Here is a 13,075-nt window from a genome sequence, read left to right as displayed (position 1 = left end):
CTTAGACGTAAACCAGACACCTACCGTCTGGCCTGTCAAGTGGTTGTTAACGGCCCTGTAACTGTTAAGACTAAGCCTGGAAAGAAATAATTGTTATCTCAGCCAGCCTGTCAGTTGACTGCGTAAATTTGCTTAGAACAGCAGGCGAGGGTTGCGTGTGGTAGTTGAGAAGCTAGCGACACAGCTTATCAGTTCGTAGTCAGGACTTAAGTCCCTACGCAAGCTATCTATGGCTACGCATTGGGGAATTGGTATCACCAATCCCCCTCCCCAACTTCATCCAAATTGCATCCAGATTTTATCTAGCGGCGGAGCAACTTGTTAATGGGCTTGAAAACATCCGCCTCAAATCCCTTACCCTTCAGCATCCGGTTCCAGTATAGCCAAGGCAACACATAAGCTTTTGCCAGATACATTGAGTAGCGTTCCTGGGTGGGATCAAGGGGAAACGAGGGAGCCAACTTTCCCCCATAGGCGAACTCTGCCATAATCGCCGAGTTGTAGCCCGTGATCAGGGGACAGCAGGTATAGCCATCGTATGCTGCTGCCAGTGGCTGTGCCTGTATCAAAGACAGCAAGTTCTGGGCCACGATCGGAGCTTGCTTACGAGCAGCAGCAGCCGTTTTAGAGGTGGGTAGAGACGATGCATCACCTAGGGAAAATACATTGGCATAACGGGTATGTTGCAGTGTGGTTTTATCCACATCTACCCAGCCACCGGCCCCAGCCAGCGGACTCAGCTTGATAAAGTCAGGGGCACTCATAGGCGGGGTTACATGGATCATGTCGTAGTGAATACTGACCTCCTCAACACCATCATTTGTAGTGACATCAAAAATAGCCTCTTGCGTGTCTGCCTTAATTTCCTTGAGGTTGTGCTTGAATTTGGTGACGATACCGCGTCTAGCGACTACCTTGTCCAAAGAGGCAGAGTACTCTGGCACGGCAAACATCGAGGTCCCAGCGCTGCAAAACATCACAGTTGTGTTTACGCCGACACCACTCTTGCGTTTGAAGGTATCGTCGGCCATGTACATTATCTTCTGAGGTGCACCCCCACACTTAATAGGTGTAGCGGGATAGGTGAAAAGGGCGTTCCCACCTTTGAAGTTTCGGATAGTCTCCCAGGTGTATGGGGCGTAATCTTTGGAATAGTTACTGGTAACTCCGCCTCGACCCAACGCTTCTTTTAAGCCTTTAATCAGGTGCCAATCAATTTGAATGCCGGGACACAGCACCAGGTAATTGTACTCAATGGCTTGCCCTGCTTCGGTGATAACCGTATTGCGATCGGGGTCGAGTTTTGCCACTCGCGCTTGAATCCAAGTTGCTCCCTTGGGAATGACATCCTGTTCATTCCGAATGAATTCGCTAATGGGAGCTATACCACCACCCACCAGTGTCCAACCTGGTTGGTAATAGTGTTTGTCAGACGGTTCGACAATAGCAATATCCAGGCCGCGGTTTCGCCTCAAAAGCTGGGCTGCAACTGCAATTCCGGCAGCTCCTCCCCCCACGATCACAATTTGGTGACGCTTCACAGGCAGGGAGTTGACTTCAGCCGCCGAGAGATTGTTATTAAGTTGTGCCGTAGGTTGTATCGATTGGGTTTGCTGTACAGTTGGTGACACGGTAGCTCCTCGAATGTAACAAAAGGTATAGAAAATCAGCCAGTAACATGACATATTAATTGTATGGTCATGTTACTACCTGCGAATATCGTTTATACAATATGCTACTAATTAGTTATATAGTTCTTAAATAAAGAAAAGCTTAAATTCCTGTCTGACGGCTTGACGAAAATCTGTTCATCAACTAAATTACTATATAGTAATTTAATAATCCATAGATTCTTTGAATTAGCGCTGTGAGGCAATCGCATTCTATGGTCACGGGCTATCTTGCGTTCTTCTCAGTCCTAGTTGTCATCACCATTCTGTTCGTAGTGGGCGACACCTAGAATGCACCCCTCCCATACATTACTGTCTCACGATCCAACAGACTTACGAGGTAACAGAACGATGCTATTCCGCCAATTGTTTGATCAAGATACTTGGACGTATACCTATCTAATCGCTGACACCAACACCAAGGAAGCAGTCCTAGTTGACTCAGTGATTGAGCAGGTAGAGCGCGATTACAAACTCATGAACGAATTGGGCTTGACCTTGAGATACTGCCTAGAAACCCATGTCCATGCTGACCATATTACGGGGGCTGGAAAATTACGGGAGTTAACAGGCTGTGAAACGATCGTGCCAGAGAAGGCACAAGTTAGCTGCGCTGATCGCCATATTCGGCATGGGGAAGTTTTGAGCGTGGGTGACATTAACATTCAGGCGATCGCGACTCCGGGGCATACCGATAGCCACATGGCATATCTAGTCAACGGTGACCGAGTTTTAACAGGTGATGCGTTGTTTATTCGAGGCTGTGGACGAACTGATTTCCAAAGTGGCGACGCGGGTGCCATGTACGACTCTGTAACAGAGCACTTGTTCACGCTGCCCGATGACACATTGGTGTACCCCGGCCACGACTATCGGGGTCACAGCGTCTCCACGATCGCCGAAGAAAAACAATGGAATCCTCGCTTTGTCGGACGAACTCGCGATCAGTTTATCGAGTTTATGCGTGGGCTAAAGCTGCCTGATCCGAAAAAAATCATGGAAGCGGTTCCAGCAAACGAACAGTGCGGCAAAGTGCTAATAGCCAGCTAGAGCCATGGCCCAGCTTAATCACAGCAATGCAATACAACCATGAATGAAACGCAGCTCATTGGCATCCATCGCATTGATGATGAAGTCTCTATTGCTGGAGAACTCAGCCCAGAGCAATTGCAACAGGCATCTCAACAGGGCTTCAAATCTGTAGTCAATTTGAGGATGCCAAAGGAAAAAGGATTTCTACCCGATGAGTCGCAGATTGTGGAATCACTGGGGATGCAGTACGCCCACATTCCAGTCAATCCTTCTGCCCTGAGTGGGGCACTTGTGGCTCAGATCTCTGAACAAATTGATCAGCTCCCAAAGCCAGTTTTGATGCACTGCTCACTCGGTCTACGATCAGCAGGAATTGCACTGCTGCGGGCCGGAGTTAATCAGGGCATAACGGTTGAAGAATTCCTACAGCGAACAGCAGCAATGGGGTTGAACTTCGACGATCGCCCTAGTCTCAAGCGATTCTTTTTAGACTACATTACCCAATCCGTTGAACAGTTAGGAGGAGTCAATGATCAGCAACAGTGAAGTACAGTTCGACTATTCCAGTCAAACCCAATGCAATCGTCTGAAAACCATCGATCCGTCGTCGCTGCATACCCTGTTGAGTCAGCAAGCAGTCACACTTATCGATGTGCGTGAACCCTCTGAACATGCCAGCGAAAAGATTCCCGGCTCAATTTTAATGCCATTATCTAAATTTGATCCGCATCGGCTGCCATTAGATCCTAGCAAGCCCACCGTACTGTACTGCCGGACAGGGAGGCGATCGGCTCAAGCTGCTCAGAAATTATTCGCAGCAGGAATTGATGACGTGATGCACTTAGAGGGAGGGTTATCGACCTGGGTACAGGCGGGCTATCCAACTCAGGTGAACAAACACGCACCCATTAGCCTCATGCGGCAAGTGCAAATTGTAGCAGGTTCGCTGGTGGTCATTGGCACTGTGCTTGGCGCTTTTGTATCTCCCTGGTTTTTACTCCTTAGCGGCTTTGTTGGCTCTGGGCTGGTATTTGCTGGCATCACTAATACCTGTGCATTAGCAATGCTGCTGGCCAAGCTGCCCTACAACCAACGGGTTTCCTAGGGTTTATTCATGGGAACACCTCAATTACTTTTGGATACTTTTGGAGAGTCTTGTACTGATTTGAGCAGTGACCTGCTGCTAATCGTCTGTGTTGACATCAGTTGTGGATTACGTAAGAGGGTGAGCATTCCCCTCGTAAAGAGCTGGCCCTCTTCACCCCCACAGCTAGTTAGATTTCAAGCTGGATTCACTAGGAAAATACATTAATGCTGACAACTATCATCGGACACTTACTGGCAACTTTAATTGGCATCAGCCTAGGGTTAATCGGTGGAGGAGGCTCTATTCTGGCAGCTCCTGTTCTGATCTACGTCATGTCGGTGCCTGCAAAGTCTGCCTTTGCAATGACCTTAGTGATTGTGGGAGTTGCCAGCGTGATTGGGGCGATTCCCCATTGGCGGCAAGGTAATGTCAACCCTAGAATTATCGGCCTGTTCGCACCTGCGTCCATGCTGGGAGCATACATAGGAGCGCGGATAGCCTCGCTACCGTTTATTACCCCAACAGTGCAACTGGTGACCTTTGGTGCGATGATGTTGATAGCATCAGTTACGATGATCCGTAAAGGCTCCAGCAAGTCGGAAGCATCGTCCGATCAGGTTGACCAGTCTCATCAGTCTCATCACCATGCCATAATTCCTAACTGGTTGGCGATCGCCCTAGAGGGTCTGGCAGTTGGAACTCTCACTGGCTTTGTTGGCATTGGCGGCGGGTTTCTGGTGATTCCAGCCCTAGTGTTGCTGGGCAAAACCCCCATGAAAGAGGCTGTGGGAACTTCTCTAATTATCTTGGCTCTGAAGTCCGTTACTGGGTTTGCTGGATACTTTGGTCACGTTCCCATCAACTGGAGTTTGCTCTTGTCGTTCACGGTTGCCTCTAGTGCCGGAATTCTGGTGGGTTCCTACTTGAATCAATTTGTCAGTGCTAAGCAGCTTGAGAAGGGATTTGGCTACTTTGTTCTAGCTGTTGCTGTCTTTGTTCTGATCAAGCGGTAAGGTGAGAGTATCGGAGGCTCGTAGCAAGGATCTATGTCGGCTCTCGCAAACGTTGCCCTCTGCCATGCAGGTCGCCGTCGATCGCTGACCAAGTACACTTGCGTCTAGCAGAGGCCCGACTTGGCCTTGCACACTTGTGTGTATATTGACACCCTTGCATACGGGAACTGTGCAGTGATTGCAGAACGCCTAGTAAAACTGGTAGTAACGTCGGAGAGGGCCTACTATGAATTCAACTATCAACGTTCAAAACCTCTATGATCAGGATTTTGTTCAATGGTGTGAAGTGACTGCCTCTCAACTCAGAGACAGGGCGTTTGAACAAGTGGATCTGGACAATTTAGTTGATTAGTTGAGGAGATTGAGGGCTTGGCAAACCGTGACAGGCGAGAATAAAAAACCGACTAACGGTTTTATTGGCCCATTTGCTCAAGCGGATTTATGTCAATCGCCCAGATAACTTGCATGGGTGGGAACTCACCATTCGAGAACAGCGCCGTCAAATCCAAGATCTGCTGCAAGACTCACCTAGCTTGAAGTCTTATCTGGAGGAGGTGTTCAATACGGCTTATCAAAATGCGCTGGATGATGTCCGATTTGAATATCGACAGATGGATTTTCCTGATGGTTGGAAATTTGATTCAAGGTCAGATTCTCTGTTGTCTGAAAACTATTGGGAGGCGGAGTAGATGGCACTGGGAGAAGCTGTAGCTGTTCTAGGTGTATGGCTCTCATTCCCTGGCTACTGATCTTGGAAGTAGCTATGATTTTCCAGGTGTATGGCCCTCATCCCCCAGCCCCTTCTATGGCCCTCATCCCCCAGCCCCTTCTCCCAAGGGGGGAGAAGGGGGGTGAGTTGGTTTGGGGAAGTTCTCAAGAGGGGAAAGGGGAGATGGGTCGGTTTCCAGGTGTATGGCCCTCATCCCCCAGCCCTTTCTCCCAAGGGGGGAGCAGGGGGGCCGGGTCGGTTTGGGGAAGCTGTCAGGGGAGCTGTGCTGGTTTTAGGAAGCTCTCGGGGGCCGAGCCGGTTTAGGGAAGCTGTCAAGGGGGCCGTGCTGGCTCTCTTGCTTAAACGTTCGGGCAAGCAGTATCTCGTGCTGTGCGCGTAACTCCCAGCAGGGTCTCGATGTAAATGCAACGGCGACTGCTCCGAATCAAATCGTTAGCATTGGTATTATTGGCACGTCGATTTAAGCCTACAGTTACAACAATGGGTGTAGTGCTGTTGATCGGTAGCCCGCCTGTAGAGCTAAAAATAATGGTCGGCAAGGCTTGGTCGTTGGACGAGGTTCCCGATGACTGTTCAATAATTTGACAGGCAGGAGTTCCGGTAATCAAGGCATTGGGGTTACCAACGGTTGCAATAGCTGTGTTCATTGGTGTTCTCACCACATTGGTGCAGGCGAACAAAAAACCAGGCCGCAAACCCTCCTGTTGGGTCAAGAGAGGTCTCCATGCCCGTCTGTCGTTCTTGGTGGCAGATACCAACACATCAGCTCGCTGTACGCTATACTCCACGATGCCATTGTTGTTGCGAAAGGTGAGACGATAAGATTGCTTACCTCTCTTAGCTTCACTGCGGGCTTCTTGAAAGGCTGTAGCCAGACGATCGGCGGCTTTGCTAATCTTTTGGCGGTTGGTAAAGGCCACCCAACTTGGAGCAGCGATCGTGGCTGCTACTCCTATGATCACGATCACTACCAACAATTCAATCAATGTAAACCCTCGGTTACGGTTCGCCGATCGGGTAGCTCCTGGGCGGAGAATAGAGCGGGCTAAGGCAAGGTTCATAGGAACATCCAGATTAGCGAATGGGAACAAAGAAACCACGTCCATAGACCCGTGCTTCTGCTGTAGGCAAAAAGCCAACGTTAGCGGCAGTCACAGGACGGCGATTCGGCAAAACTCGGGGCCTGAGGCGGGCAAGGGCATTGCCCCGCAGGTATACCCGCGCTGCTGCCCGGTTAGCGCTTACACAGGCATAGAAACTACTCAGATTTAACTGTCCAGCCGTGGTTAGGTCACGCGGCACCCGCGTTGCCCCTGGCCCCATAGCCCCCCGGTTGGGGTCAGCACAGGCATCATCGGGGTTGACCGTGTTGCCAGTGGGAATGCCCACCGCGATCGGAATCGGCATCAACCGACTGAGCACGTTAATGCCATTCTGGATAGTGGGGTTAGTGGTGGTAGTGGGGGTGTCGTCAATAAAGTCGGCAAGAATCTGCATACTGGTAGCTGCATAGGCAGCATTCGGAGTATAGCCAGCACTAAAGGATGGTGGCAGGGATGTGTCACTCTTCCAAGCTCGCATGGCCTCATCGATCGAAGCGATGCGCGTATCTGCAGTAATGTTGCCCAAATTAAAGGGCAAATAACCGGGGTCAGGGGGAATCGCCGGAGCATTGAACCGATTAGCAGGGTCAGTCTGGGTAGGGTTAACTACACCATCGCGGATCTCGAACCGGCCAATGCGCGCCGCTCGCGACCATGTAGCGCTGGGGTTATTGTCTGGATCACGAATCAGGTAGTACACCACCAAGGAATAGACAAAGGCATTGTCGCCTCGCTGACATTCAGTCGCTGAGTCTAGAGCGGCTGTTGATGGCCGGGAAGCGGCTGCAAAAGCTTGCCCTGTGACAATGCCTACACGGGTACGGTTACCACCAGCTCCTGGAAGTGAATCACAGCGATCAAGCCCCCGCCGCTTCCAAAATGCTAGTACGGGTCTACAGGTGGCGATCGAGTCACAGCGAGTTGCCCCGCCCAAATTACCAGCACCGCCCAAGGGGGGAATGTTGTCGGCTATTCCTGCTAAACCTGTGCTAGATAGCCCCACCGCATCATAGATGTAGACAGCCTCTTGCAGATCTCGCACGATAAAATCCGTCGCATCTTGAATCTCTTGCTGGGCATTAGCTTTCACCAATTCCCGCCGCTCGGTCTGGCTGACACTATTCACAAAGGTCAAGAGTCCCGATACTACTAATGTCGAAATAATCAGCGCCACCAGCAGCTCAATCAGGGTAAAGCCGCGCTGCTGGGGCGAACTGACTAGGCGATAGCGCAAGAGTAGACGGAGCAGGTGTTTCAACGTAGTAGTCACTGTAGTTGTCTCCCCAAAATGCATAGCTAGACGTGCATGGCTGATAGAGGTCAAGGTGATGGTCGGTATAGATTAGGAGCAATGCCGTTATCCACAGCCGGGTCAGTGTAGTCTGTTCTAGTCGAGTCACCCGTAATCTCCGTGCGCATGACCACTAAGGGGTTGTCGCGGGTACGGCGAGTGTTGCCGCTGGTACTGGCAGTAAAGGCCCGTTCTACCTCTCGTACCGATAGGGGCTGACCTAGGGTAGAGTTGCCCTGATAGACGCGCACAATTAGGGAATAGCCCCGTCGCCTGACAGCATCTGCCGTAGCGGGGGTAGCTACCGTCTCGCCTGGGATCATGGTGCGAATGGCCTGGATACGAAAATCGACAATGCCTCGGTAGGAGCCATCGCCGTTGCCGTCAATCAGCACTCCCTGATCGGTGTTAGCAGGCACATTGGTAAAGTCAGCCGCTGTAAAGGTGGGTGGCATGAAGTTATTCCCCAGGGGTACCGGAAAGCGCACACAGGCTGGGTCAGTTGCCGTGCGGGTAGGGGGCGATTGGGCAACGGTGCAGGTGGTATAGCGAAAGTCTCTGGCCACGGCTGTGCGGGCAGGGCTAATGTTGGCATTGGTGGTACTAGGGGGATCAATCGATCGCGATCGCAGGTTGTCGATATAGCTGCGAGCCGCTTGGGAGGCTAGCTCAATTTGCCGCGCCCGCACCCGCGATGCCACCGATAGCACCATCACCGGAGCCGTCGTCACCAACAACACCGACACCACCACCAAGGCCATCAGCGGCTCCACTAGGGTAAACCCCGTAGTCATCCGCATAGGCGAGGGACCCTGATCCCGGCTAGCCTGCTGCTTCCCCCTGGGGAGCAGGGGGTCGGGGGATGAGAGTAGGTGTAACCAGCGAACGGTCAGATGCTTCAACATAGTGACAACTCAGGTGGTAGGAAACATAGGCAAACAGATGACATCAGGGGTTACATTGGGTAGTGCCCGTAGCCGTACAGGTGCTGGGATACTGCGTGAAGGCAGCGGGACAGAACGGACTATTGCGAGGGCGGAAGGGGTTGTTGACCGGAATCGCTGGGAAGCGATAGGGAATATCACCCGTATCGGCATTGGCAATTCCTACCCGCTGGAAGTAACCCCGACGCACTGCTGGGTCTGTTGAGTTTTTGTCGCCCACGATCGCCCGCGGCGTGTTGGGGTCATCACCCGGCTGTGTGGCACAGAGCAAAGCCTGTACCCAGCGATCGCTACGGTCTAGCTGCTGGAAGAACTCATTACGCACAGGTTCTGGCACCGAGAACTGTTCTGTAAACAGGTCAGGCAACTGACTGAGAATGCCGGGGTCAAAGCCAAACAGACGATTGGGGGGTTGATAGCTAGCATTGATGCCCCACTGGTTACCAATTGGCGAGTTACCAGTCTTATAGGCTTGGAAATAGCCAAAGGTAGTCCAGTTCGAGGGGTTAGTAAAGTTACCCTCGTTAAACAACAAGCGGTCACCACTGGTAGCGAAGGCTGAGCGCTTGATTTGAATCAAGCCACCATTAATAGTCAGCGGAAAACCGTTCCAATGTTCTAAAAAGCGGGGGAAGTTACCAATACCGCCATCGCCCTCTACACGGGGAGCCGTTCGAGCCGGGTTATTACCCACTGCCACCACTAGGTTGTAAATTTCCCCAACATTAGGAGCCACCTGCCGCCAACGATTAGCAGCACCAGCATCATCATTATCACCTGACCAGTTTTTGTCGCTGGGTCGAATGTTGTTATTGGGGTCATCCTTGGTGGCGGTGTACTGCAACACAGGCACCAACAGCGGCTGAGCATCGCTGCTGACGGCTGTAATGCTGGCATTGCCGAAATTAGGGGCCGATGGCTTGCCGTTAGACCCTAAAAACCGACCATAGAAATCGACAGTTAGCCACTTGGGGTTAGAGGTACCCTGGGCAACAAACGTGCCAACTATCCTGTGCCGTCTATTTTCAGCGGCACCAACCTGATTAAACTGCACGTTTTTGTCAGTAACCCAAAAGACATTATTGGGATCTACACCATCTAGTTCCACCTGCAAGCCGCAGTGAGTGTTATTGCCAGCGGCTGCACCGAAATTCAAGGCACCGCCCCCGCCGGAGCGGAATATAAACACATCATTGGCTCCACCCACTAGCTTGATCTTTTTGCAGGTTGTGCTAGTGGGGAATTCAGAACTAGGTAGCAGAACACCTAACTTGATCAGGTTAACGACGGGTTGATTAGGGACTGGTGAAGGTGGAGGGTTAGTGGTAATCGTAGTCGTATCGTTTCCAGGAGTAGCTGCCGTACCTAACCCCAACCCTGTAATGGTAGGTGACACGATGTTATCTGTAGCAGAAACCGTATCATCCAAGGCCATGACATCCGCTTGGAAATTCGCGATCGCCTGCATGGGGTCGCCAGGTTGAGCATTACACCTGCCCAGTTCAGTTTGACCTAGCCCTGTCAGCACTGGCTTTCGAGAGCTACCGCCATCAGCAGCATTATCGTTAGTGCAAAGACTGTAGCTAGAGGCACGATTACCAGCAGGCAGATTCAAACTGCGTACCCCAGGAATCTCAGGGGTGGGCGGCAAGGCGGAAATATTACCTCCCTGAGCCTCGCCCATAATGTACAGAGGACGGTCACCTCGATAACTCACATCGGCTAGGTTCCCTGGATTGCCTGTACGGTTATCGGTAGTGCGGAAGAACAGGTTATTTCTCGTCACTCCAGGGCGGCCATAGTAGATACCGTTTTCCAATACACCAGGATCCCCCCAGTTGGAAGCAGTGTCGCGGTAGTAGCAACCTAGTAGCGACAACGCCGTTGGAGTGGTGTCAATATTCAGCGGACAGCCTACACCGATCGGCTTCACGTTCACAGCCCTATCCAGAGCACCATTGCGGTTGCGGTCTTCACCTGCGTCTAGGCTGTTGTTATCATTGGCATCTTCACTACGAGAGAAGACTAACTTGCCTTGCTGATCACGGGCAAAGGCAACCCGGCGGGCAAAGCGGCGATCGCCAAGCTCTAGGGCAGGTCGGCCCGTTGTGCCTGCCCCCAAGCGATCCATGGGGCTGAAATTGTTGCCGGCTGTGTTGTAGGCTACGTCCCACCTTGCCTCATCATTAGGGCCACCATCCCGAAACTCTAGCGCTCCCGATGTATTAACGTCTGTTCTCCCCGCCATATCCGTCAGGATGCGCCCAAGCTGGTAGGGCTTGATGTCACGCTCACGGAACTCAAGGTTACCAGCTTGCAGAATATCCACCAAGGCATCGGGCACAACACCGCCAATGGATTGGCGCATGTCCTGCAACCGATCTTGCACGTCGCGATCGCCGTTTAGGTCGTAGCCCATGCCCCAATCGCTGGGGGTGCACTCTGACACGGGCAACTTGCGGCAAATTTCCATCACGTAGGCGGGGAAACTAGCGTTAGCAGCATCTTCTGAGCGTCGCTGCACGGGGGTAACATAGTTGTTGAAGTAGGTGCTGCCCACCGCCCCGGCATTATTGTTGGTGTAGAAGTGGTCGTTAAACGGGTCAGCATTATCCTGCGCTGCCCCACTCAGGCCATTGATAGCAAAGGCGTTGGTAAAGAAGCCATTTCTGAGGCGCTTGGCCCGCGACACCCAGGTATCTTCGTTGTTGTTCAGGTCAAAGCTGCCATCGCTGCGATAGCCAAGCCGATAGTTACGCGACAGGGGCGAGAAGCTATCGGCCAGTAGCACTGCACTCCGCCAGCTATCACCATTCGTGCAGAGGGCATTCAAGCCGCCGGGACGGCAGGCAAAGTTGTTGTTAATTTGGGCAACGGTGCGCGTGTAGAAATTGCTCCAGTCGGCTGCTAGGGCCACAGTAAACTCTTGCTGGGCGACCCGGGTGTTGGGGTCAGCGTGGAGATTGAAGTCGCCAATCGGGTTACCGCCGCCATCGAACCGCGAGTCGGCTTGCACATAGCCTGCCAAGTTGGTGGCGACAATTAAGCCCTTTTCAACATCGCGGTACTGGTTGATGCGATCAATGCGGTTGCCGTTGATCAACATCACGCCCCCAATGCGGCGGGTCGGATCAACCCGATAGTCCACCGGGCTGAGGATGCGGTTGGTATTGGCGTTGGTGCTGCTGACATCGCTGAGGTCGGGCAAGGAGTCGTCTCGGCTGACGTAGATGAGGCCACTGTTGGGAATCATGAATTCCCTGGGGTCATAGGGAGCGCCACCAGCATTAAACAATTCCGTGGTGCGCAATAGGTTCAGGTCAAGCTGGGTAACCCGAATTTCAGAGGGCTGGCGGTCTTCTAGGGGCATATCCAGCTCAGAGGTAGAGGTGTCGGTAATCCCAGCCGTAGCATTGGGAGCCGGCGTGTTGGGAATTGCCGCTGGATTGTTACCCCGTACCCGCACGGTAATTGTACCAGCCGTATCATCAATGGCCGTGATTACACCCCGATGGGCATTGAGCAAGGGGTTCACACTCTCAAACCCCTGCACAGTCACCACGTCCCCACCGGGGGTATCGTTGGGATCAAAGATCTCCGATAGTTGCGTATCCCCTGGTGAGCCATCATCCAGGGTAGCATTCGCCAGACCGTTCCAGTTAGGACGGAAGTTCGGCGGAATGGTGTAGGTAATGGTGTAGGTTTGAGCTGTGCCCGTGCCCGTTGAGGCGGTGGCTGAGGCACTCTGTACCCGGATAAATCGACCATCGATCGCCTTGGGTTGGCGGGGGTCGAGCATGGTCACCTCTTTAATGGCCCCATGGGGAATCACGGGTGTGGCAGAGGGGGTAGGCACCGTCGTCGTCACGGTGGGGTCACCCAAAATGCGCAGTGAACAGATAGCTGCGTCGATCGCCGCCTGTTCCGATAGGGTCAGCCGCTTTTGTGGATCGGTACCTAGGGCGTAGAGCGCTCGGCGGAGTGGCTCGTTGACAAATCGGCCATTGGGATAGACTAAGTTAGCCTGGTAATAGAGCTTGCCCAGCAAGGTGGTCGATCGCTCGTTGCGATAGCCTTCTGTGCCTTGCCCAAACAGGCCGTTATTGCCGGACGCATCGGGTAAGGCTGCCGCCGGAATAGTGGTGTTGGCTGCAAAGCTAGCCGCTGTTAGATCCGTCGCTGGGTTGATGTTGTACACCACCCCA

Annotated in this window: 12 protein-coding genes; 7 read left to right on the top strand and 5 right to left on the bottom strand. The window is 52.5% G+C overall.

Annotated features, from left to right (window positions below; genetic code table 11):
- Positions 1–90, top strand: a 90-nt coding sequence (locus NZ772_04520; GenBank protein ID MCS6812822.1) for an iron ABC transporter substrate-binding protein, incomplete at its 5' end; no start/stop codon positions are given.
- 212 nt (positions 91–302) lie between these two features.
- Here NZ772_04520 and NZ772_04515 read toward each other — a convergent pair.
- Positions 303–1,631 (bottom strand): NAD(P)/FAD-dependent oxidoreductase, encoded by a 1,329-nt coding sequence (locus tag NZ772_04515; GenBank protein MCS6812821.1) that lies wholly within the window; start codon positions 1,629–1,631, stop codon positions 303–305.
- A 390-nt stretch (positions 1,632–2,021) separates the two neighbouring features.
- Between NZ772_04515 and NZ772_04510 the strand changes: the two genes are divergently transcribed.
- The 6 genes from NZ772_04510 (at position 2,022) to NZ772_04485 (ending at position 5,491) form a co-directional block, all read left to right on the top strand.
- Complete coding sequence (locus NZ772_04510) at positions 2,022–2,720, top strand: MBL fold metallo-hydrolase (GenBank protein ID MCS6812820.1); 699 nt, start codon at positions 2,022–2,024, stop codon at positions 2,718–2,720.
- Positions 2,721–2,759: 39 nt separating this feature from the next.
- On the top strand, positions 2,760–3,248 hold the full coding sequence (locus NZ772_04505) for a sulfur transferase domain-containing protein (GenBank protein MCS6812819.1): 489 nt from the start codon (positions 2,760–2,762) through the stop codon (positions 3,246–3,248).
- The gene (locus NZ772_04500) at positions 3,232–3,807 is read left to right on the top strand and encodes a rhodanese-like domain-containing protein (GenBank protein ID MCS6812818.1); all 576 of its coding nucleotides are present in this window, start codon (positions 3,232–3,234) and stop codon (positions 3,805–3,807) included. Before NZ772_04505 ends, NZ772_04500 begins: the two co-directional genes overlap by 17 nt.
- A gap of 206 nt (positions 3,808–4,013) precedes the next feature.
- Positions 4,014–4,802: a sulfite exporter TauE/SafE family protein gene (locus tag NZ772_04495; protein MCS6812817.1), complete on the top strand. Its 789-nt coding sequence runs from the start codon at positions 4,014–4,016 to the stop codon at positions 4,800–4,802.
- A gap of 226 nt (positions 4,803–5,028) precedes the next feature.
- Positions 5,029–5,154, top strand: coding sequence for a DUF29 domain-containing protein (locus NZ772_04490; protein ID MCS6812816.1), 126 nt, complete (start codon positions 5,029–5,031; stop codon positions 5,152–5,154).
- Positions 5,155–5,227: 73 nt separating this feature from the next.
- Positions 5,228–5,491 carry a DUF29 domain-containing protein gene (locus NZ772_04485; GenBank protein MCS6812815.1) on the top strand — a complete coding sequence of 88 codons (264 nt, stop codon included), beginning with the start codon at positions 5,228–5,230 and terminating at the stop codon, positions 5,489–5,491.
- A gap of 379 nt (positions 5,492–5,870) precedes the next feature.
- Here NZ772_04485 and NZ772_04480 read toward each other — a convergent pair whose 3' ends face one another.
- From NZ772_04480 to hpsA, 4 genes are all read right to left on the bottom strand, one after another.
- The gene (locus NZ772_04480) at positions 5,871–6,593 is read right to left on the bottom strand and encodes a type II secretion system GspH family protein (GenBank protein MCS6812814.1); all 723 of its coding nucleotides are present in this window, start codon (positions 6,591–6,593) and stop codon (positions 5,871–5,873) included.
- A gap of 13 nt (positions 6,594–6,606) precedes the next feature.
- Positions 6,607–7,905 carry a hormogonium polysaccharide secretion pseudopilin HpsC gene (gene hpsC, locus NZ772_04475; GenBank protein MCS6812813.1) on the bottom strand — a complete coding sequence of 433 codons (1,299 nt, stop codon included), beginning with the start codon at positions 7,903–7,905 and terminating at the stop codon, positions 6,607–6,609.
- Positions 7,906–7,955: 50 nt separating this feature from the next.
- Positions 7,956–8,831 (bottom strand): hypothetical protein, encoded by an 876-nt coding sequence (locus NZ772_04470; protein MCS6812812.1) that lies wholly within the window; start codon positions 8,829–8,831, stop codon positions 7,956–7,958.
- 43 nt (positions 8,832–8,874) lie between these two features.
- On the bottom strand, positions 8,875–13,075 hold a 4,201-nt coding region (gene hpsA / locus NZ772_04465; protein MCS6812811.1), incomplete at its 5' end, for a hormogonium polysaccharide biosynthesis protein HpsA.

The organism is Cyanobacteriota bacterium (assembly GCA_025054735.1).
Classification (GTDB): Bacteria; Cyanobacteriota; Cyanobacteriia; order SKYG9; family SKYG9; genus SKYG9.
Note: the sequence above shows the minus strand (reverse complement) of the source record. Positions and strands in the feature narration are given on the sequence as shown.